Source organism: Methanosarcina sp. 2.H.T.1A.6 (assembly GCF_000979455.1).
Classification (GTDB): Archaea; Halobacteriota; Methanosarcinia; order Methanosarcinales; family Methanosarcinaceae; genus Methanosarcina.
Window position 1 is genome coordinate 12770 of record NZ_JJOY01000049.1, and the last position, 20670, is coordinate 33439.

Annotated in this window: 20 protein-coding genes and 1 tRNA gene; 7 read left to right on the top strand and 14 right to left on the bottom strand. The window is 43.4% G+C overall.

Going from position 1 to position 20670, the window contains the following annotated elements; translation table 11 throughout:
• The first annotated feature begins 120 nt into the window (after positions 1–120).
• A complete protein-coding gene (locus tag EO98_RS14890) occupies positions 121–840 on the top strand; it encodes a dihydromethanopterin reductase (acceptor) (RefSeq protein WP_048141987.1) in 720 nt (239 codons plus the stop codon).
• Here EO98_RS14890 and EO98_RS18565 read toward each other — a convergent pair.
• The 8 genes from EO98_RS18565 to EO98_RS14925 form a co-directional block, all read right to left on the bottom strand.
• A complete protein-coding gene (locus EO98_RS18565; protein ID WP_156161148.1) occupies positions 787–1116 on the bottom strand; it encodes a hypothetical protein in 330 nt (109 codons plus the stop codon). The genes EO98_RS14890 and EO98_RS18565 overlap by 54 nt on opposite strands.
• Before the next feature lie 256 nt (positions 1117–1372).
• A complete protein-coding gene (locus EO98_RS14895) occupies positions 1373–2065 on the bottom strand; it encodes an ABC transporter ATP-binding protein (protein ID WP_235283742.1) in 693 nt (230 codons plus the stop codon).
• A complete protein-coding gene (locus EO98_RS14900; RefSeq protein WP_048141996.1) occupies positions 2056–3108 on the bottom strand; it encodes an ABC transporter ATP-binding protein in 1053 nt (350 codons plus the stop codon). Before EO98_RS14900 ends, EO98_RS14895 begins: the two co-directional genes overlap by 10 nt.
• Positions 3105–4019, bottom strand: a complete 915-nt coding sequence (locus EO98_RS14905; protein ID WP_082098636.1) for an ABC transporter permease — start codon at positions 4017–4019, stop codon at positions 3105–3107. The genes EO98_RS14900 and EO98_RS14905 overlap by 4 nt, the downstream gene beginning before the upstream one ends.
• Positions 4016–4963 (bottom strand): ABC transporter permease, encoded by a 948-nt coding sequence (locus EO98_RS14910; RefSeq protein ID WP_048141999.1) that lies wholly within the window; start codon positions 4961–4963, stop codon positions 4016–4018. The genes EO98_RS14905 and EO98_RS14910 overlap by 4 nt, the downstream gene beginning before the upstream one ends.
• A 131-nt stretch (positions 4964–5094) precedes the next feature.
• Positions 5095–6744 carry an ABC transporter substrate-binding protein gene (locus tag EO98_RS14915; RefSeq protein ID WP_082098637.1) on the bottom strand — a complete coding sequence of 550 codons (1650 nt, stop codon included), beginning with the start codon at positions 6742–6744 and terminating at the stop codon, positions 5095–5097.
• Between the two features lie 14 nt (positions 6745–6758).
• A complete protein-coding gene (locus tag EO98_RS14920; protein ID WP_235283744.1) occupies positions 6759–8510 on the bottom strand; it encodes an ABC transporter substrate-binding protein in 1752 nt (583 codons plus the stop codon).
• Between the two features lie 473 nt (positions 8511–8983).
• The gene (locus tag EO98_RS14925) at positions 8984–9988 is read right to left on the bottom strand and encodes a PHP domain-containing protein (RefSeq protein ID WP_200895210.1); all 1005 of its coding nucleotides are present in this window, start codon (positions 9986–9988) and stop codon (positions 8984–8986) included.
• A 565-nt stretch (positions 9989–10553) separates the two neighbouring features.
• On the opposite strand from EO98_RS14925, the gene EO98_RS14935 reads away from it, so the two are divergent.
• The 4 genes from EO98_RS14935 to EO98_RS14950 all read left to right on the top strand — a co-directional run bounded on the left by EO98_RS14935 (position 10554) and on the right by EO98_RS14950 (position 14023).
• Positions 10554–11051, top strand: coding sequence for a hypothetical protein (locus tag EO98_RS14935; protein ID WP_048142005.1), 498 nt, complete (start codon positions 10554–10556; stop codon positions 11049–11051).
• A 361-nt stretch (positions 11052–11412) separates the two neighbouring features.
• On the top strand, positions 11413–11790 hold the full coding sequence (locus EO98_RS14940; protein WP_048142007.1) for a hypothetical protein: 378 nt from the start codon (positions 11413–11415) through the stop codon (positions 11788–11790).
• A 354-nt stretch (positions 11791–12144) separates the two neighbouring features.
• The gene (locus tag EO98_RS14945; RefSeq protein WP_052734558.1) at positions 12145–13260 is read left to right on the top strand and encodes a DUF262 domain-containing protein; all 1116 of its coding nucleotides are present in this window, start codon (positions 12145–12147) and stop codon (positions 13258–13260) included.
• Between the two features lie 4 nt (positions 13261–13264).
• Positions 13265–14023 carry a HEPN domain-containing protein gene (locus EO98_RS14950; protein ID WP_048142009.1) on the top strand — a complete coding sequence of 253 codons (759 nt, stop codon included), beginning with the start codon at positions 13265–13267 and terminating at the stop codon, positions 14021–14023.
• Between the two features lie 244 nt (positions 14024–14267).
• On the opposite strand, the gene EO98_RS14955 is transcribed toward EO98_RS14950, so the two are convergent.
• Both EO98_RS14955 and EO98_RS14960 read right to left on the bottom strand, forming a co-directional pair.
• Entirely contained in the window at positions 14268–14528 is a 261-nt protein-coding gene (locus EO98_RS14955; RefSeq protein ID WP_048142011.1) for a type II toxin-antitoxin system RelE/ParE family toxin, read from the bottom strand.
• Positions 14529–14530: 2 nt separating this feature from the next.
• On the bottom strand, positions 14531–14770 hold the full coding sequence (locus EO98_RS14960; protein WP_235283745.1) for a DUF2683 family protein: 240 nt from the start codon (positions 14768–14770) through the stop codon (positions 14531–14533).
• Between the two features lie 348 nt (positions 14771–15118).
• Between EO98_RS14960 and EO98_RS14965 the strand changes: the two genes are divergently transcribed.
• Positions 15119–16459: a DNA double-strand break repair nuclease NurA gene (locus EO98_RS14965; RefSeq protein WP_048142484.1), complete on the top strand. Its 1341-nt coding sequence runs from the start codon at positions 15119–15121 to the stop codon at positions 16457–16459.
• The gene (locus EO98_RS14970) at positions 16449–18494 is read left to right on the top strand and encodes an ATP-binding protein (RefSeq protein ID WP_235283746.1); all 2046 of its coding nucleotides are present in this window, start codon (positions 16449–16451) and stop codon (positions 18492–18494) included. Before EO98_RS14965 ends, EO98_RS14970 begins: the two co-directional genes overlap by 11 nt.
• A gap of 179 nt (positions 18495–18673) precedes the next feature.
• On the opposite strand, the gene EO98_RS14975 is transcribed toward EO98_RS14970, so the two are convergent.
• The 4 genes from EO98_RS14975 to EO98_RS14990 form a co-directional block, all read right to left on the bottom strand.
• Entirely contained in the window at positions 18674–19102 is a 429-nt protein-coding gene (locus EO98_RS14975; RefSeq protein ID WP_048134713.1) for a hypothetical protein, read from the bottom strand.
• Between the two features lie 398 nt (positions 19103–19500).
• A tRNA-Pro gene (locus EO98_RS14980) sits at positions 19501–19575 on the bottom strand.
• Positions 19576–19727: 152 nt separating this feature from the next.
• Positions 19728–20279, bottom strand: a complete 552-nt coding sequence (locus tag EO98_RS14985; protein ID WP_048134714.1) for a UbiX family flavin prenyltransferase — start codon at positions 20277–20279, stop codon at positions 19728–19730.
• Positions 20279–20659, bottom strand: a complete 381-nt coding sequence (locus EO98_RS14990; protein ID WP_048142021.1) for a hypothetical protein — start codon at positions 20657–20659, stop codon at positions 20279–20281. The genes EO98_RS14985 and EO98_RS14990 overlap by 1 nt, the downstream gene beginning before the upstream one ends.
• Positions 20660–20670: the final 11 nt, after the last annotated feature.

Below are 20670 nucleotides of genomic sequence, written 5' to 3' on the forward strand. Positions count from 1 at the left end.
AACTCCAGATTCTTCTCTGATTCTTTTCTGATTCTTTTCTGATTCTTTCTGTTCGTTCCCCATTCTAAGTCACGCTTTCTTTAGAAAATTATATTATCCTCTATGGCATGACTTCTGTTCATGAATTTTCAGAGAATCGCATGGGGAATTACCGGAGCCGGACATTTCCTGGACCGCAGCTACCAGGTATTTAAGGAACTCAAACTCAGAGACTACGAGCTTTCCGTAAACACGTATATTTCCAGGGCAGCTGAAGAGGTGCTCCGGATGTATGGGCTTGAGCAGAAGCTTGTGAAAATCTCGGGAGGAGACTATCTTGAAGAGATTTTTCGGGAAAGCGAGCAGGGGTCAAGTTCTCCCAAAGTCGGGCGCTTTCTCCTTGACAGGTACGATGCCCTCTTCGTTACGCCTGCAACCTCAAATACAGTCTCGAAAATCGCCTATGGAATTGCCGATTCCCTTGTAACCAATGCCGTTGCCCAGGCTGTTAAGGGAAGGGTCCCGGTCTATATCGTGCCAGTGGATATTGAAGGCTCTATCGTATCGGAAATGCCCTACAACATTGACAGGAAACAGTGCCGTCACTGCGAGGACTGTCCCCCGAGGGAAAACTGCCCCCACGAAGCAATAACTGAGAAAAACGGTGTCACAGACCAGATAGAACTCCTGAAATGCAAAGGCTGCGGGATCTGCAAGGAATTGTGCTCTTATAATGCCATCAAGGGCGGGCCTGTTGAAGTCCTGGTCAGGGATGTGGACATGCGCAATGTTGAGATTGTAAAAGAGCTACAGGGAATCACTGTACTTGAAAGCCCGGAAGCCATTCTGGATCTTTTCTAAGTTTTTCATTTTTCCGGCCAAAAAATGTCCCGACAATGAAATATTTGAAAAAAATAAAAAAGGAAATGGATTATCTGGATAATCCATTTTTCCGTGGAAATTGTGGAGATTTCCTTTGGCAAAAGATTTTAAAATCAACTTAAATTGTTTTGTTATTGGGTTGTATTCCTTGCCTATATATAAATATTTTGTTAACGCTGTTATTTTGGAGGGTCTGCCGCCCTTCTTTTTTTCTTTATATTCAGTGGTTGCCCGGGGTTCCATTTCCGGCTCCAATATTCTTTATGTTTGTCAATTTCTCTTGCCAAGTTTTCTCCCTTTCTATTTCCAATCTTACTTCTTGGTGTAAATTCAAACCGGCCTTTACTTTTCCTTATTCACTTTTTTTGTTCTTCGTCAGTCTCTATGGATAAGATGGTTTTCAATTCAAGACCACGTTGGTTTTTGTGAGGACATCCATACAAAACAACGAAGAGCTCTTTTTTTATTCACTTTTCCTTATAATCTGCCTGTTTCTGGATCGGTCCCTGTATCACACTTCAATCAAGCCCAGCTGCCCTTTTTCAAGCTCTCCGCAGCTATCGGACATAAAACGGATCACAGCCTCATCATGGGAGATAAGGAGGTAACCTATTCCCTGCTCGGCTTGCACTTTTTTCAGCAGGTGGAGGACCTGGGCCTGGACCGAGACATCAAGAGCAGAGGTCGGTTCGTCAAGGATAATGTATTCCGGATCGAGCAGGAGAATCCGGCCCAGGGCAAGACGCTGGAGCTGGCCGCCTGAGAGCTGGGAAGGGTAGCGGAAAAGCACTTCTTCCGGGAGGCCTGTGGTCTTTAACATTTCTTTTGTACATCGGATACGCTCGGTTCCGGAGATCTCGAGCAGTTTCAGGACTTCGAAAATCGAATGCTCGATTCGCTTCCTGGGGTTAAAGGCATCTGTCGGGTCCTGGAACATCATCTGGACCCTTCGGCGGAAAGTTGAGTATTCGGCTTTTTTCATCTTGGAAAGTGGATTCCCATTAAAAAGGACTGCACCATCTGTGGGCCTCTCAAGTCCTGCAATTATTCTTCCGAGTGTGCTTTTCCCTTCTCCTGAGGGGCCCATCAGCCCGAAGGTTTTCCCTGGTTCAAGTTCAAAAGATACGTCCCGGAAAATGCATTTTCCCCTTCCCAGCAGGCCGGACCCGTACGCCCTGGAGAGGTTTTCGGCTTTCAGAGACACAAAAAACACCTCACAGCCCTTCCATTGCTTTCCTTGAGGTCGGGACGCTCCTGCATGCATCTTTTTTCTTTAACAGGACATCTCGGATGGAACCTGCAGCCTTCAGGCGGGCTGCTGAGGGGTGGGGATGAACCGGGTATGGGCACAAACCCCCTTTCAGGTAAGCTATTCAGGAGCCCCCTGGTGTAGGGATGGAGCGGTCTTTCAAAAAGATTCGAGGGGTCGGAAATCTCAACGATTTCTCCGGCATACATTACGGCAACCCTATCGGCAAGCCGCCGCACGAAGCCGAGGTCGTGGCTTATGAGAAGCAGGGAGGTTTCACTTTTTTCTTTCAGTCCTTCAAGTTCGTTTTCCAGTTCAGCTACGCGGTTCCTGTCGAGCCCCTTACTGGGTTCGTCTGCTATAAGGAGGACCGGGTCAAGCATTGTTGAAGCCGCAATCAAAAAGCGCTGGTTCATCCCTCCGGAACACCAGGAGGGGTAGTATCCCATGTATTCATGGGGATTTGAAAAACCCACTCGCTTAAGGGCTCCTGCAACTTTTGAGAAGTTGTTCTTCCTCATCTTCAACTCCTTCTCATTTTTCTCCTCCTTTTCTTCCCACCCCTTTTCCTTTCTCTCCTCTTCTTTCTTCCATTCCTTCCCTTTTCTCTTTTCCTGTCCATGAATTCGGAGGGGTTCTGCAAGCTGGTGCCCTATGGAATATACAGGATTTAAAGCAAGAGAAGGGTTCTGGAAAATTATGGAGATTTCTTTTCCCCTGAGCTTTGTCATTTCTTTTTCGCTCAGTTCGAGGAGGTTTTTGCCTCCGAATTCTATTGTCCCTTTAACTCTGGATTCCAGGGGAAGCAGACGCATAATCGCATGTGCAACAACGGATTTCCCACAGCCCGTTTCCCCTACGAGGGCCAGGGTTTCTTTTTCCCTTATAGAAAATGAAACGCCGAAAACAGCGGTCACGTTTTCTTTTTCTTTCCCTTTTTCGTTTTCATTTTCCTGAAAAGAAACGTTCAGGTCTTTTACTTCCAGAAGGGTTTTCATTCCGTATCCACTCCTCTTTTTTCGTTTTCTTTCCCTCCTTCGAACCCGAACCCTATCAGTGCAATGGACATTACACAGAGCGTGATGCAGATCCCCGGGGGCAGGTACCACCACCACATGTCCCTGATAAAACCGCCCCGGGAAAAGGCAAAGGAAAGCATGATCCCCCAGCTTTTCATGCTTATGTCCCCGAGTCCCAGGAAGGAGAGCGAGGCTTCGGAAATCATTGCCGAAGCCGTTGCCAGCATGAACTTGGGCAGCAGGATGTGGATGAGGTTCGGGAAGATGTCTGAGGCCATGATGTGAAAAGAGGAAAATCCCATGCATCGGGCACTTTTGACATAACCTGCTTCCCTTATCTGCAGGGTTTTTGAGCGTACAACCCTTGCAATGGACTCCCAGGAAAGAAGCCCCAGGACAAGTATAAGGGTCAAGATGCTCGGGTGCAGGAAAGCGCCTATGATTATGATCAGGGGGATCTTCGGGATTGTCAGGACAACGTCGGTAAAGCCCATAAGCAGCTCGTCCGGCGTCCCCCTGAAGTAACCTGAACAAAGCCCTATCATGAGGCCTATTAAGGTTGAGATGGAAGCCGAGGCAAAGCCCACCATCATCGAGATTCTGGCCCCGTAAATCAGCTCCGAGAGTATGTCATTTCCTATGTCGTTTGTCCCAAGGAGGTGGGCAGTCGAGGGGGATTCATAAGAAATGAAACGCTCAGTCGGGGAGTAAGGGGCAAAAAGGGAGGGAAACAGGGCAAGGATAAGGAAAAAGGCGAAGAGAAAAAGTCCTCCCCGGTTGAATTTATTTAAGGTTCTTTCATATTTCCGAATATCGAGGTTTAAATGATGGGCTATAATATCTTTCCACTGCCGGACACTTTCCTGTATGTACACTTCCTTTTGCATCATGTCGGCCTCCTGACTCTTGGGTCAGCAACTGCATACAGCAGGTCTGCGAGCATGTTCGCAAGCAAAACCGCAAGGGCTATTACCAGAAAAGATCCCTGGAGGACTGGGTAATCTTTTCCTATTATTGCATCATAAATAAGGGTCCCCATGCCGTTTAAGGAAAACACGATCTCTGTAAAAAGGGCTCCGCTGAAGAGAAATCCAAAATCAAGGGCCAGCAGGGTAATGATGGGAAGGGAGGCATTCTTTATGACGTGCCTGAAAAGAATGGATATATTGTAAAGGCCCTTTGCCCGGGCATAGAGGGCGTAAAGCTGTCCTTTTTCCTGTATGACACTCCCCCTCATTATCAGGAAGTTTCTGGAGGCGGAAAAGAGGGCCATTACAGTTACCGGTAAAAACATGTGGTACATGACACTTCCAGGAGTAGGGACGTCATAAAATCCCTTGAATGGAAAAAGCCCCAGTTCAAAGGCAAAGATATCCAGGCAAAGCAGGGCAAGGAAATAGGGAGGTGTGCAGGAGAGCGCAATAAACCCGCAGCATACGAGGCGGTTTACCTTTGTTTCAGGTTTCCAGCCCGCGTATGCCCCGAGCAGGGTCCCCAGAACTGCTCCCATAAGTACGGAAACCCCTACAAAAAGGAGGGTCCAGCCAATCCTCTCCCTCAAAACCTCAGCCACGGGGCTGTGAAGATGATATGAGTAACCCAGGTCAAACCGGAGGAGGTCTCCGATGTAAGCTGTAAACTGCTCGTAAAGCGGCCTGTTCAGCCCCATCTCGGCCCTCAGTTCTTCCATTACGGCCTCCGAAACGTAGACGTCTTCCCCTATGAGATTCTTTACGGGATCCCCTGGCATAAGCCTCGGGAACGCAAAGTTGAGGGTAACTATGAGGAAAAAGGAAGCCGCATACCTGAGCGTTTTTTTAACCATTTCACTCATTGTATCACCTTGCCGTTTTCATATCGGGTTGTCGTTTTCAACCGCCTGAGCAGGATTCCCCCCTCAGAAGCTCCGGTTTACCGGATCGAACAGGAGGGGTAGCTGACAGTATTGTCATCCGGAAGCTGCCTTCACACCTCATGTAAATCGAGGAAGGTGTCAAGGGTGTAGATCCCATCCAGGTTGTTGTAGTGCCAGCCTTCGAACCTTTTGTTATAGGGCGTGACAACCTTTTTCCAGTAAACCGGAATTACCGGCAGTTCCTCCGCATAATAGTCCTGCAGGGAGTACGAACAGGAACGCAGGGTTTCGGAATCCGTCGTATTCAGGATCTGATCGCAAAGTCCGGTAAATGCAGGGTCTTCGATGTAACCGTAGCGTCTGGAATCAAAGTACCCGGTACCAAGTCCCGAATGCATCAGCATACCCCAGGGCGTGGTCCTCGAAAAGACAAGCTCGTACCTGGAAGTGTCCTTTCGGTCCATGTAGGTGTTCTGGTCAACGTTTTCAATTTCAATGTCTATCCCCACGGCCCGGAAGTACTCCTGCAAAAGTTCTGCATCCCTTTCGTAGCCCGGCAAGATCATGAGTTCCAGGAGGATATCTTTTCCATTTTTGTTTTCTACAATCCCGTTCCCATTGCGGTCTTCATATCCTGCTTTTTTCAGGATTTCCCTGGCTTTTTCCGGGTCATAAGTGCATTTCTCCGTGGGTTTGTAGTATTCCATGCCCGGGGGGACCAGCCCCCTGTTGGGAACACTTCCGTAGCCCAGAGTATCGAGTTGCATGAGTTCTTCGTAATTGATAGCATAGGCCAGGGCTTCCCTGAACTGCAGGTCTGAGCGGGGGGCTTCATTTAAGGTAATTCCAAGATAACACATCCCTGCACTGTCCTTTTCGACAAAATTGAAGTCCCCTGTTTTTTCCAGACGCTCTATGTTTGCATACGGGTAGGAGGAGGCGTATTTGTAGTAGGTGTCTGCTTCTCCCTTCTCAAGGGCCAGGCAGGCAGCATCTTCACTTGCGTACCAGTCCACCTCGACCTTATCAAAGGCACATTTTTTGCCTTTCCAGTAAGGGTTTTTCCGGAAGATGAGGCGGGCGGTGTTCAGGTCTACGGATTCTATGTAATAGGGCCCGCAGCCCACATATGGGCCTTTGCTTGAGTATTCCATGGGGTTCTCAATTGATTCCCATACATGGGCGGGCAGGATGTTGTATGTCGTAAATTCCAGGTCGATGCGGGTGTAAGGCTTGTTAAATTTGAAGGTCACGGAATTGTCGGTATCCGAAACGGAGGAACTTTCCAGGGTTTCGTTGATCCAGCGGCCGGAAGGGTTTTTTTCTCCATAGTAGAGCATGCTGAACTGTACGTCTTCGGGGGTCACTTTTACCCCATCACTCCAGTAAAGGTCGTCCCGGATATAGAATGTCCATTCCCTGTGGTCTTCCGAAACTTCATAATGGTCTGCCAGCCTGCCAACAATCTTGCCGTCTTCGGACATCTGCATAAGTGGGAAATTGGAAAGATGTGCAAAGATGCCCAGGTAGTAGTCTCCTATCAGGGATTCGGATTTTATGACGTTAGGGGTCGCGATCTTCAGGACTTTTTCAGGTCCCTCCGAAGAGTTCGCATCCGTTTCTGCATCCGCTTCCGCAGCCGGAGTTTCAATCCCCGAAGCCCCCTCACTTTCTGAAGGCAGCATTAACAGGTAAATCCCTCCTAAAAATATTAAAGAGAGGGCTGCAATACAGAACACCCTGCTTGTTGTCCATCTCATACGCTGCTCTCTCCTTAAGCAGGGGTTTTCGTCACATTCAGGAAGTTGTCAAGGTTATAGATCCCATAGAGGGGGTCTGCATACCAGCCTTCGAACTGCCTGTTGAAGGGGGTAACCACGTTATCCCAGTAGAGGGGAATTGCAGGCAGGTTCCCTGCATAGTAGTCCTGAAGCTCATACGCGTAGCCCTGAAGCTCTTCAGGGTCCGTGGTTGCGAGGATGTCATCGCAGAGCTGCAAGAACTCGGGGTTGTCCACGTTGTGCATGACTCCCTGCCCGGTTCTTCTTGAATCAAAATAGCCGCTTCCCCAGTTTGCGTGCATCAGCATGCCCCAGGGGGTTGAGCGGGTTACTGTCAGGTCATATTCATAGTTGTCCTTCAGGGTGAACCAGGTATCTGCGTCCACAGTCCTCAGGTCTGCAGCAAGGCCCACCTGTTCCAGGTATTCCTTAAGAAGCTCGCCTATACGGGCATAGTCCGGCCTTATCAGGATTTCAAGTTTGATGTCTTTGCCATCTTTGCCTTCAAGGATACCGTTTCCGTTGCTGTCCGAATATCCTGCTTTTTTCAGGATTTCCCTGGTTTTTTCAGGGTTGTACTCAAGTTTTTCAGTTTCTTTGAAGGCCTCCATGGAAGGTGGCACAAAGCCGCGGTTCGGGACATCCCCATAGCCGAGGGTCTCGAGCTTGATGATTTCTTCGTAATTTATGGCATAGGAAAGCGCTTCCCTGAATTCAAGGTCCGAGAGGGGGGCTTTCTTCAGGTTCGGGGCAAGGAAGACAAGCCCGATATTTGTCTTTTCCATGAAGTCGAAATTCCCGGTCTTTTCAAGCTGTTCTATGTTGGGGTAGGGGTATGAACCTGCGTACTTGTAATAAGTATCAACATCCCCGTTTTCAAGGGCCAGGGTGGCTACGTCCATATTGGAGTAAAAGTGGACCTCCACGTTTCCGAATGCCGGAGCCTTCCCTTTCCAGTATGGGTTTTTCTCAAAAACGAGTTTTCCGGCATTAAGGTCTATCTGTTTGAGGTAATAGGGCCCACAGCCCACGTATGGGCCTTCGTTTAAGTATTCCATGGGGTTTTCGATTGATTTCCATACATGGGCGGGCAGGATGTTGTATGTCGCAAACTCCAGGTCAATGCGGGTGTAAGGCTTGTTAAATTTGAAGGTCACGGAATTGTCGGTATCCGAAACAGCCGAACTTTCCAGAGTATCGTTTATCCAGCTTGCCCAGGGTGTCTTTTTCCCGTAGTAGCGGATTGAAAACTCAACGTCTTCGGGGGTAACCGGCTTTCCGTCGCTCCAGTATAGTTCGTCTTTCAGGTAGAAGGTCCAGCATGTATTATTTTCCGAAACCTCATAGCTTTCAGCAAGCTGGCCTGTAAGGTGCCCCTCAGAGTCCATTTTCATGAGGGGTGGGTTTGAGAGATGGGCAAAAACTCCAAGACTTGAATCCCCGATAAATGATGCGGATTTTATTACACTTGGGGTTGCGATTTTCAGGGGCACTCCTTCGGTATCTGCTGACGGCTCCACGCCGGAGGCCGAGGCTTCTAAACTGGTTCCTGAGCTGATTCCTGCGTCCTGCGGGTTTTCTTCTCCTCCAAACAGGCCTTTAATATATGTAATGACCCGGTCAAAAATCCCGTCGTTCGAGGACGTAAGATTTTCTCCAGAATCCTCAGTTTCTGCCGCTACTGCGGGATACATATTTGCACAAAAAATAAAGATGAGTATGGCAAAGGCCAGCCACCGTTTCAATCCTCTGTTTAATCCTGATCCCGTAATATTTTTCCCCTGTTTCATCCTGCTACCTACTCCTGTTTTAAGTTTTTTCTCCCGGATTACAGAAATAGCACCAAAGGTTCCGATTCTTTTGCTAAACTAATTGTCATCTTGCTCTCCTCTGCATCAATAGAGGGCACGGGCAGTGCTATGCGTGAATTATGAGTAAGAAATCTAATGGTAACCTTAATGTGCTCTATTTTTTAATTTTATTTGTGTCTCTTATTAAGATTAAATCTCTGGATAATTAAAAATCATACTAATTTATTATTTCTTATGTTATATTACCTAAACAATTTCGTAATATAAACCTTTTGATTTTTTAACATTCTTTTGAAAAACAGATCCAAGCACAGCATTTTTTTTAAGTGTTGGACTTCAATCAAACTGGAAAATTTCAATCAAACTGAATATTTCAATCAAACTGGAAAAATAGAAAAAATGCGTTTTTACTTTTGACTTTCAATCTCAATCTTTTTTTCAATTTCTTTTGCAAAGACTTTTTTCGAGTGAATATAGAGTGAAGCCGGAAGCCCTGTATTTGAGATCAAGTAGAGCAGGCCCATGGTTGTCCTGTTCAACCTGGGAGAGCAATTTAAAAGTGCACTCCTCGAGATCCTTACCATTGTATCCAGGGACTTTATTCCTGTAAGGTAACTTTTTATATCCCGGGTCTTCTGACTTTTTTCAAATATCAGGTCTATCCATGTATTCATTTCTTCTATCAGAATTTCCCTTGTAAGGTCTTCAGGAACAATGTAACTTTTTCCTCTTTCTATATTTTTGAAATACTCCCTGAAACTCTCTCCTTTTGCAAGAGTATATACCTTCCCCAGTCCCCCCGAGTGTGTATCCGTTGTTGCAGCGATACCTTTGCCAAATCTTTCCGCAAGGGCGATAGTAAGCTCATTTTTCTGCTTTAGCTCATGCATATTATATTCAAGTACAGGAAAGAGTTTTGCCAGTTCAGGGACGGCAGAGGGCTCAGGTTCCTCGTGAAGCTCAAACCAGAAGGGGTGATTGTAGATAAAAGGTAGTTTATGGCGCTTGAGATATCCTATAAAACTCTTCAGGTCATGTTCTATTTTTGCAATCTCGGTAAGTTCTAGAAAGTCCTCCCGGTAAAGTTCGAAAACGTTCACGTGCAGGGTGTGCCCTGCAAACTTCGGATCATATATGGTCATTTCAACGCCAGAGACCAGTTTTTCCCTGTCCCGTCCGAGAATTTCGTATGCTTCGATTGTATTATGATCCGTAAATGTGACAAAATCCATGCCCATCCCGAGGGCTTTTTCATAGAGACTCTCGGGACTCAAATCTTTTGCCGGGAGCACGTCAAAAGAACAGGTTGTATGCACATGCAGGTCTGCCCGTTTCCAGCCTTCCTCCATAAGCTCAGCTGCCCGTTCCGGTGTTATCAGCTTTTCCTGATAATTCTTCGGCCTTCTCCCCATAGGCGTAGAATCCCTTAATTATTATTTTGTCCCAATTAATTTTAATTAAGTTTTATATTTCTCCTACTATAGTAGTATCCTTTTTTTAGATTAAGTTTTTCTGAGAAACTTATATCAGAATCTGGAAGTTTTTAGACTCATGGAAAAACTCTTTTGGGACTTTTCCGGCTTTAACACTTTGTACACTTTTTTACCTATTCAAAATCACCACATTTATACAAATATACTTTAATACACCGACATTTTCACAAAAACAACAGTAGTAATAGTGGTATAACTATGGGTCTATTCAGAAAGCTAAGGAAGATTCTAAGCGTAATTTTTGAAAACGAGTCCGAGCAAAAAGGAGACGATTTCGAAAAATATGTAGTAGACCTCTTCGATGGAAAACATTGTCTATCGTACAGTGGACCACGGAGATGGCAAGAAAACACATCCGATTTGTGGATAACACCGGCAGATGTATCTGTTCGTCTAAATAAATCACTTACTCATCAACACTATCAAAAAAGCTTTAAATTAGTAATCTAATATTTATTTATACTTATTATTTTGGGGCTATATCATGGGATTTTTTGGTAAGATTGCAAAAGTCGTTGAGATTTTGACGGAAGACGAGTCTGTAGAAAAAGGGAACGACTTTGAAAAGTATGTAGCGGATCTTTTTGATAATAGGTACTTTTCGATAGTTCAATGGAGTACAGACATTACTCGAAAGCATGATAAATTTGTAGAGTCAGATGCGGGGCCTGATCTTACCATTCGCTATGTCCCAAACAACGAAATCTTTTATGTGGAGTGCAAGTTCAGGTCAGATTTATATGAAGGAAAACTTCACTGGTCCAATCTCCCGCAGTTAAAACGTTACCAGGGCTTTGCCAGAGAAAACAGACATCCTTTCTTCATTGCTATCGGATTTGGTGGAGATCCGTCTGATCCGGAAAGAATGTTCTGCATTCCCCTTGAAGAAGCAAGGTATCCGGCGCTTTATCCGAGTGTATTTGAAAAGTTCGAACGAGATCCTGAAAAGAACTTTTTCTGGAAAAATGGAGTCTTGAAATAACTTACATAGAGCTTACGCGGTTGAGTGATAAAATCAATTGTATTCAGTCTTATCATAACTGTTGAGACCATAATTATTGAGCCTTGTTGTAGAATTTTTTCGTTTCTTGTTTAAGTTCAACTGCGTGAGCCCTATAAGTTTTCCTTAAATTATAATACCGGGAAATTCAATATTAATAAGCGGCTCTTTTTGGGAGGAAGCACGAAAGTTAATCCCTCAATCCTTCACTGAAGAATCTTTAATGGTTGCCTTATTGAAAAGAGCACTTTTTTGGTGACTAATATTTACAGAATCGTTTTGATTTAACTTTATATATCAATTCTTATGGCAATATATTTGATTATTTGAGGGGGGAAATGCGTTGTCCGAATTAACTGAACAGGATGTGTTGTCTAGATTAACTAAGTTAGAACAGAAGATGAAAAGTCTGGATAATAACGCAAATGCTCTGATTGATGAATTCGAGAGTCTGCAAACTGTAGCTAGAGAATTAAAGATGGCGGACTCTGTCGATAAATTCAATGAATATCTCGAAGAGATCGGAAATATCAAGGAAGATTTAAGCTGCAAAATATCTGATAAGATTGAAAATGAACAGATGAAAGAGCTGTTGGATACAATGATAAAAACCATCCCGGCTGATGTCGAAAACTTGAAAAATGAATCTAGTTATGTTCGCGGTAAATTAGTAGAGATAAGAGATGAAATTAACAAAAGTAAACCGTGTAAAGCGGATTAAATTAAACTGAATAGTGTGTTACTGTCGCAAAATCATTTTCCGAAGAGCTGACACTGGAAGTTGCTGCGTCTGCGCCCGCCTTTATGCTCATTCAATTCCCATACTTTCCTGTATGAAGCCCATCTGATATCAATTTATTGAAGAAGTTTTAAACTCGGTTTTCCACGTATTTCATCTTAATATTCGCTGGAACATGTCTGGAAAAATAAGTAATAACCAGACTGAAACCCTTCTATATATTTGATTTATACTTTTTTTAGTTTGGGTGTGTAAATCTTATAATAGTTTTAATAAATTGATTAAAAACATAAAACGTATATTGAATGTACAGCTCATATAAATTGAGAGATTGAAATGGATGAAGATGAGGAAATTGAAAGTATAAATGATGAGGATACCAAAATCCTGAAAAAATATCAGGACGACCAAAAAAGACTCGTAAGTCAAAAAATGGATCTCTATATACCAAGTTTAAAAGATATGATTAATAATGGCGTGATCGACCTTGATCCCACATTTCAAAGGCGAGATCGTTGGAGTATAGCACAACAATCCAGACTTATTGAATCGCTAATAATGGCTGTTCCAATCCCCCCTGTATTTCTTGCAGAGGAAGAATATAACAGTTACTCAGTTATGGATGGAAAGCAGAGGTTAACAGCTATTTACATGTATTTGACTGATCAATTTGCATTAACCGGGCTGGAGTTTTGGCAGGAACTGAACAAGAAAAAATTTAGTGAATTAAATAAAACGGTTCGAAGCGGAATTGATCGACGATACATTTCAGCTGTGGTTTTACTTAATGAATCTGATTTAGAGATTAAATTCGACGTTTTTGAAAGAATTAATACCGGTGGGCAGAATCTTACTTCTCAGGAGGTAAGAAATTGCATGTATAGAGGTCGATTTAATGACCTTCTAATTGAGTTATCCGAGAATGAAAATTTTAAAAAATGTTTGGGGTTGCCGGATGATCTCAACAAGCTTAAGAAAATTAAAATATATCAACGGATGGATGATATTCAGTTAGTTTTGAGATTCTTTTTGTTCCAAAATTATGAAATAAATATTACTGGTAATTTAAAAACATCTATGAATGATTATATGAAAGAGAGAAAAACGGATTCTGTAGAACATAAAGAACTTGCCGTTTATAGAACTTTATTTACTGAAACCATCGATAAAGTGTACAAAGTATACGGAAACATAGCTTTTAGAAAATGGGATCTTTCCAAAAATGATTGGGGGACAATTTCGGCTCCGCTATACGATGCTGTAATGTATAATTTTTCAAAAGTGAGTCCGGACTCAATAATTGGTAACGAAGAGCGCATAACTAATGGAACAAAATTACTGTTTGAAGATAATGAATTTGTTGAGTCAATCAGAAAGGGGACAAACGGCTTAGAGGCAAATAAGATAAGAATCCAAAAATTTATGGAAATGCTCAAGTCCTCAATGGAGTGATATAATGAGTCATTCCAACTTAGATATTTCTGAAGTTAAGTTCGAACGAGTACGCTTTTCCTATATTCATTTTTTAAGTCAAATTAAAGAAGTAAGTGATCTCCTAACGTACGCGGGTAAAATAAATACTGGAAATTTCAGAGTCGTTTGGTCAATCACTTCGAGAAGTGCCATTATGATAAGTAGTGGATTCCTAGAGAGATATCTTAGAGATTCCTTTATGGAGTTTATCGAACAAATTAATTGTCTAAATATTGATAAAAAATATCTTAAACGAAATATATTGATAACAAACAAAAATAAAACAATCGAGCTTTTAGATTTAATTAACCGAGATCGGTTTATTGCAGATTATGAAAAAATAATTACAACTTATTCTACTCTTTTTGATAACAACTTATGTAAACCAATTTTAGTAAAAGAGACATTCTCACTCAAAGATTCTAATCCTGGAGAAAAAACTATTCGAGAAATGTTTAATCGCATTGGTATTAAGGATGTATTCAAGCACGAATATTTCAAGGAATTGAACTATGTAGATGGAGTTGATGGAAAAATTAAGGGATTCACGACTTTAAGAAACTCATTCGCTCATGGTGCTCTTGGCATAACTATTCCTTCTCTCAGTGATACACAACAGGAAATTGAGTTTTTGAAAACCTTCGTTTACATTTTAAATAAAATTCTTGAGGATGAAATTCTTAACATGGAAAAGCAATTTCATAGAGATTATTTCAAAACTTTTCCTCACGTGTATAATTAATATCTGCAGATCCAAATACTTACAAGACACACGCACGTTCCAACTTTCTTGTTTTTTCAATCTCTCAATAGTATGCTTTTCTTAACTCAGTTATTCTATACACTACAGGAATGCAGTACATGTGCCCAATTACCGCAGCATCAAATTTAAAAAAGAGGATGAGACTCTGATTTCTTTTAATTGAAATATTGGATAACTTATCGAGAACGAACTTTTAATTTTTGTTGCGAGTTTTACACTTTGATTAATAAGCATCTTTGTGATGGGCTAATTTCACCAATGTCACAGTTTGCGCTTTTTCGTCAACAGAAAAACATAGTACAAAATTAGAATCAATGTGTACTCGCTTATATTTATTTAGAGGATAATTGAGATTTTTGTAATGCTGAGGATTGATACAAATTTCATCAGCTTTCTTGAAAATTGCCTCAAACAGTACATGATTTTTCTTGTTTAACTTTCTCAGCTCTTTTGAAAGTTTTACTCTGATCAACAATTTGTACAAGCTTACTCATCCTCATCAGGCAAGCTTTTGATGTATGCTTTTAATTCATCGGCACTTTCGAATGGTCCAATTACTTCATCATTCTCCGAATCAAGCATTTCCTTTATGAACTCAGGACTGTATCGAGGCTCAAGTATTTTCTCTTCATATTGAGCTACAACTAAGTCGAGAGCGGCACTCTTATCCTTTAAATTATATTTGGCTTTAACAATATTCAGAACTTGATTCGTTCTGTCTGACATTTTAACTCTAGCTTGTATCATATGCATTCCGTATACACACTATGTGCACACGTCGCTTATAAAATTATCTTATCAATGAGATTATGTCAACTGTAACATATTCCATGCAGTAAGTTGTTCCTTTATCATAATACTAACTATAGAATACCCAAAAATAAGTCTTTTGATATTGTTTTTTTCTACTTTTCTTCCTTAAATAATACCTTTACGTAAGGAAAAATGAAAGAACCTGGGGACACTTCCCAGAAGAATTTTTTCTATTTCCAGCACCTGTTTTTCCTGGAAAGCAGTCGCTTTTTCTCTTTTCCACTCAACAAATATATATTACTCTTAAAGTATCTTTTATTCATGACCCTTGAGCCCGTGCATATGCATAAGATCTCGGAGCTTGCAGAGAGGATTGACCGTTCATTTGAGTTTGAGGAAACTAGGACGGCTGTAGATATTTATTCTCTGCTTGAGGAGTTGAAGATTGACGGGAAGGTCATCCTGAAGGCCGTGGGCAGGCTCTTTCGGGGGATGGTCAGGACCGAACTGATGGCACAGGGCGAGGACCCATATCCGGTTACTTATGCCTGTGACAGCGGGAGCACGAACCCGAAGACTTATGACAGCGGGCTTTTTGTTGACTTTTGTCACTGCGGGCTGGCTGCAACACCTACTAATCTTGATCTACAGAGGTGCAGGACAATTGTTTGTGCTGCTTATTCTTCTTCGCAGAGGATAGCAATGCAGGCGACATCAGGCTGGGAAACTTTTGATGAAGGGCTTGGGAGGGCAAAACTGGTCACAATTGCACCTGACGAGCTGAAAAGAAAGGCTCCTGACATGGTGCATAGTTTTGCCATGTACCTGGCAGAATCCGAGCACATGCTTTTTATGAAGGACATGCTGGAGCCGGAGAGCTTTTTCATAATTGACGGGCCTATTTATCCGAAACAGCTCATGTACTGGATGGTGCTGGACGACGAGGAAGTGCAAGTCCGGCAGAACAATGACGCCCGAAAAATCCTCCAGAATTACATTGATATTATGGATCATTTTCTGGAAAAGCAGAAACCTGTGATAGGATTTGTAAAAAATCCGACTGACAAGCAGATCATGGATGGTGTCCGGAAGAAGAGAGAAGCTTTTGACCTGCCCTGGATGCTTGACGCTCAGTTTTTCCGAAACCTCCTCTCCCCTCAGAAAGTTGATAGTCCATCCGGGCAGGGGCATGATGGAAGGAATTCCAAAAATAACGGGAAAAACGGTAAGTTTAACGGTTCCAGAAATACTTACATTACTTACACCAACTGGTTTTTACAACCCAACAGGTTTTACGAGAAGCTGCTTAACGGGACTTCCCCTCTTGCAGCCGGGGACACGCTCCAGCAAAAGCTCAGGCATAAGTTTTCGCCTGAGGATTATGCCCTCTGTTTTTTCATGCTTTACGTGCCTTCCACAGATGTGGTTTTTAAGGTTGAAGCTCCTTATGGGCTTATCAAGGATGACTCCCTGCGCATGCAAATTACCAAAAAAGTGCTCTTTGACCTTTCTCTGCATGGGTTTCCCCTAACCCTCACAAAGGCAGACCACCTCGCAAAAATCAGGAAAGTGGAGAGGGGAGAGATCGATAAATTCTTTGAAAATATGAGTCCTGATATCACTTATAATGACACTCGGTGGGGTAATATCAATGAAATATGAAGATTCCGATATTCTGGCTTTTATTTCTAACAAGTCAAAACCGACTTCTGCTCCTGAAAAGGACACCGGATCAGAAGAAAATGCAGGATCAAAGGAAAGTCCCGAGAATGAGGCGAAAGGCCAGGAAAATAAATGCTTGGAAAAGGATCTGCTTACGGAAGCCTCCGGTCCGGACTCTCTACTAGCTTTTGAAGAATTCCCTGTTCCTTCAGCTGAGGCTCCCATGGAAGATGACCCGCAGAACTCTTTTTTCCCGGACGGCTCTTCCGTTTCCCGGCCTTCCGAAAAAGACGAACTCCCATTTGAACAATTTGATGACTATGATATCGGAACCTCCGGAGTTACTCCATCTCAGGATGAAGCTTTCGGGATCGTCACAACCGGCATAGAACCTCTGGAAATAACCCCCTCCGGAGCTACAATTACAGGATACATTGCTTCTGCCCGCAGGAGTGAGATCCGGCTCGGGACATATGTTGTTGTGCCGTATGAGGGTGGAGAAAAACTCTTTGCAAGGGTAGGAAAACTTCAGTACAGGCAGGAGTTTGCCGTAGATGATGCAACTGAAATCCACTCGAGGCGCATGCTGAATGCCCGGGCAAGCCCTATGAATGAGGCAGACTACAAGTTCCTTGCCTGCCTTGACCCCCTTTGCATCCTGTACCGGAAAAAAGCAGAGAGTGCACTCACGCGCAGGATGGCAGACAGAATTCCCCGTCCGAACACTCCCATACTGCCTGTAACGGACAGGCTTGAAGTCCAGACGGGCCTGAACATTCCGGAAGAAGGTGTTTTCCTCGGGCACCTCAGCGTTGGAGGAGAACTTGTAAAGACCCACTCAGAGCCCGAAACAGTTGCTTATTACCTGAGAAACGACTATTTGCTGGGCGACCCCCTTATTTTCAGGCATATGCTGATCTGCGGGAGTACGGGAACAGGAAAGACTTTCCTCTCGAAAAACATCCTGCGCCAGTTCATGACTGAAGACAACAGGTATCGGCTGCGGAATTCTCCCGATAAAGCCCAGAAAAACCCCTGCCTGGTAATCATGGACCCTCAGGATGAATATTCTCAGCTTTTTGAGGACAACGAAACCCTTACCGAAGAGGACAAATTCAGGTTTGAGTCCGAAAATGTTACTTATGGCAGGATTCAGTCCACAAAGGCTTTTGTAGCAAAGGTCGAAGGGCAGAAATATCCCGGTGATAAGTCAAGGGCAGAACAGGTCGAGTTTACAATTCCTTTTTCTCTTGTGGAATACAACTCCTGGCTGATTGCAGCAGCCGGGATGTCCGAACTTCAGCATATCGGGCTTGAAGTGCTCCTTGGGGACTTTTTCAAATCAAGCGTTCCCCATACCTACCTGAACTTCATTAGCCATATTGAAAATGAAGGTACTCGTTCCGACTATGTTGACAGTGGAAAACTGCATGAGTCCTCTTATGATGGGATCGTGCGGAGAGTAAAAAGCCGCTTTTTCTCAAAGGTTTTTGACCAGGATGCAACTCCAATCACCGAAATCCTGGACAAAATCTTCAAGCCAGGGCAGGTTTCGGTTTTCCCAACCGAGTACATAAGTTCTCCCAGAATCAGGGACCTCATAGTGCTCACAATCATGAGCCTGATTGTTGACAATAAACTCAGCACCTCGGGTGTAGAGGCGATCAAAGAAACTCCAATAATCCTGGCACTTGATGAGGCTCACCGCTATCTTTCCAGTGCAAACGGTGAACATTCCCGCCTTATCATCTCCCGTTTCGCAGATGCAGCCCGCCAGGGAAGAAAAGAAGCTTTGGGGCTTTTTTTGATCACTCAGGACCCTCAGGATATTGATGACACCGTCTTCAAGCAGGTCAACACAAAGCTGATCCTTAACCTCAATAATGATGCTGCAATCTCAGCCTTAAAAGTCCCTAAAGAATACGAACGCAGGATTCCCTATCTCAAAAAAGGGCAGATGATAATCCACAGTCCTGACAACAGTGATATTGTGGAAATCCTCGGGCTTTCAAACTGCGTTGTGAGACACCGCTAAGAGAATACAGTCCACAAAAAAGGAAATGCCAAAATGTTTAAGACCTGATCCTGAAAGGGGATGTCAGTACATGCCCTTACTGGGTAGGCATGTACTTTTTCCTCTCTGCCGGGCAATTTTTATTCCCGGCATTTTCTTTCAGGTTTTGTTTTTTCAGGTTTTATCTTCTTTTTGCCGTTTCAGAGTTTTTCGAAAAGCAGCATATTGTCCAGAACAGCCTGGATATTCCAGTATACATAAGTTCTATAGGCTTCGGAGTCGACGATGTCGTAAATTGCCATGCCTCCGACATTCCAGGAAACTCTTTTGATAAGTTCGCTCTCTTGCAGTTTGTCTACGAACGCTTTGAGTTTGCTGAAGTCATCGATACTTTCTCTCCAGTCCGCAGCCCTCAGTCCGCTGTCTCTGTCTGCGTTTGCCATTTCCATCTTCTGCAGGGCAAATGCATATATCTCGAGCAGGTCGATGTTTGCAGGCGAGACGTTCCTGACAATCGGGGCCCCTTCTCGCATACTTTCTTTCAGCCTTTCCGTAAATGCAAAGAGGTCGTCGGATGTCAGGGTTTTTTCGGCTATCTTTCCTTTTAATGTTTCAAGAGTCTGTTTCATGATATTTTACCCCTACATAATATGGCTCACATAGTCTTATTTTTAAGGGTGAGTTCCAGGGAGTAGTTCATTCACACCTAAAATAAGTAATAAGTTTTCTATATTAAAATGATTCTAAATCAGTTAGTTCTATGAGTTATTCACTCACACACCTAAAACAGGATTATCTGTTTTCTGTATTAAAATTACCCGTCATTTATAAAGATACAACTTAAATATTAATATTTGTCTATTGTAATTCTCAAAAAGAATATCTTTTACGCTGTAAACTGAAGTAATTTAACTATTAAACAGACATTTCCTTTCCAGGATTTTATCTAAAAGATTAAACATTTTATCTAAAAAATCCAGGATTTTATCTAAAAGATTAAACATTTTATAAAAAAGATAAAAAATGATGGGATAGCGCGGATTTGAACCGCGGTCCAAGCGTCCCAAACGCTCGAGGATGGACCAAGCTACCCTACTATCCCAAGGGTACTTCCTCTCAAAGGTTATTATCCTTTATATAGCTTTCGTTAGAACATGCATCTGTACTCTGACTTTACGACTCAAAACTTCCAGTCCCACTTTCATTAATTCTTATTATTGTGTTGGGATCCCCCTTATCCTCAGCCTTTTTCCGTCACTCCCAACGCTGATAGATGTCGTTTTCCACTCCTAAAAGGTCAAGCGCCCTGCCAGCCATGATGTCTATAAGGTCATCCAGGGTTTTCGGTCTGGAATAGAAGCCCGGGCATGCCGGGAGAATACTTGCCCCTGCTTTTTTAGCCTTCAGCATGTTTTCGAGGTGTATGAGATTCAGAGGGGTTTCGCGAGTCATCAGGATAAGTTTCTTCTCTTCTTTCAGGCAGACGTCTGCAGCCCTTGTGAGGAGGGTGTCAGATATCCCGTTTGCAACTGCCCCGAGCGTTTTCATACTGCAGGGAGCAATAACCATGCCTGCCGTTTTATGGGAACCGCTTGCTATAGGCGCTGAAAAGTCTTTCTGGGAATAATTCCAGGTTGCAAGTTTTTCCACTTCAATGGGCAAATAATCAGTCTCGATCTCGATTATCTGTTTTGCAGCTTCGGTCAGTACAAGATGGGTCTTAATCCCTTTTTCCGCCAGCACTTCAAGAAGGCGGATCCCATACTGTACCCCTGAAGCCCCGCTAATTCCTACAGTTATTTCCATTATTCGCTTCTCCTTGCTGTCATGTCACTTTTTTCACAGGAGGCGATGAAGCTTCTAACCATCTCCTCTGCGGCTGAGACTATTTCCCCTATCTCTTCCTGGCTGATATTATCCACATGAATTCCGGCAACAAATACCGATGTCTTTCCTGTTGCCCTGCTTACCCGCCTTGCGCTGTCCAGGGCAAGCTGCTCTTCCCTGTGTCCGGGCAGTGTGATCACAGAAGAGCTGGCTCTCCTGCTTTTTTCATCAAATAGCCCGACCGCAACTGCACCTGCATGCTCCTCTCCGCCAGTAAGGGTCAGCAGGTAATCTTCCCCTAGCTTTTTTGCTTCGAGTATGATTTCTACACTGCCGACTTTCCTTGTGATTTTAAACAAAAGTTTTACTC

Bases quoted from the DNA above. Each gene is read 5' to 3' on its own strand.
- EO98_RS14890 (WP_048141987.1), top strand. From the start codon at position 121: ATGAATTTTCAGAGAATCGCATGGGGAATTACCGGAGCCGGACATTTC.
- EO98_RS14900 (WP_048141996.1), bottom strand. From the start codon at position 3,108: ATGAAAACCCTTCTGGAAGTAAAAGACCTGAACGTTTCTTTTCAGGAA.
- EO98_RS14905 (WP_082098636.1), bottom strand. From the start codon at position 4,019: ATGATGCAAAAGGAAGTGTACATACAGGAAAGTGTCCGGCAGTGGAAA.
- EO98_RS14910 (WP_048141999.1), bottom strand. From the start codon at position 4,963: ATGAGTGAAATGGTTAAAAAAACGCTCAGGTATGCGGCTTCCTTTTTC.
- EO98_RS14915 (WP_082098637.1), bottom strand. From the start codon at position 6,744: ATGAGATGGACAACAAGCAGGGTGTTCTGTATTGCAGCCCTCTCTTTA.
- EO98_RS14925 (WP_200895210.1), bottom strand. From the start codon at position 9,988: ATGGGGAGAAGGCCGAAGAATTATCAGGAAAAGCTGATAACACCGGAA.
- EO98_RS14935 (WP_048142005.1), top strand. From the start codon at position 10,554: ATGGGATTTTTTGGTAAGATTGCAAAAGTCGTTGAGATTTTGACGGAA.
- EO98_RS14945 (WP_052734558.1), top strand. From the start codon at position 12,145: ATGGATGAAGATGAGGAAATTGAAAGTATAAATGATGAGGATACCAAA.
- EO98_RS14950 (WP_048142009.1), top strand. From the start codon at position 13,265: ATGAGTCATTCCAACTTAGATATTTCTGAAGTTAAGTTCGAACGAGTA.
- EO98_RS14960 (WP_235283745.1), bottom strand. From the start codon at position 14,770: ATGTCAGACAGAACGAATCAAGTTCTGAATATTGTTAAAGCCAAATAT.
- EO98_RS14965 (WP_048142484.1), top strand. From the start codon at position 15,119: ATGACCCTTGAGCCCGTGCATATGCATAAGATCTCGGAGCTTGCAGAG.
- EO98_RS14970 (WP_235283746.1), top strand. From the start codon at position 16,449: ATGAAATATGAAGATTCCGATATTCTGGCTTTTATTTCTAACAAGTCA.
- EO98_RS14975 (WP_048134713.1), bottom strand. From the start codon at position 19,102: ATGAAACAGACTCTTGAAACATTAAAAGGAAAGATAGCCGAAAAAACC.
- EO98_RS14985 (WP_048134714.1), bottom strand. From the start codon at position 20,279: ATGGAAATAACTGTAGGAATTAGCGGGGCTTCAGGGGTACAGTATGGG.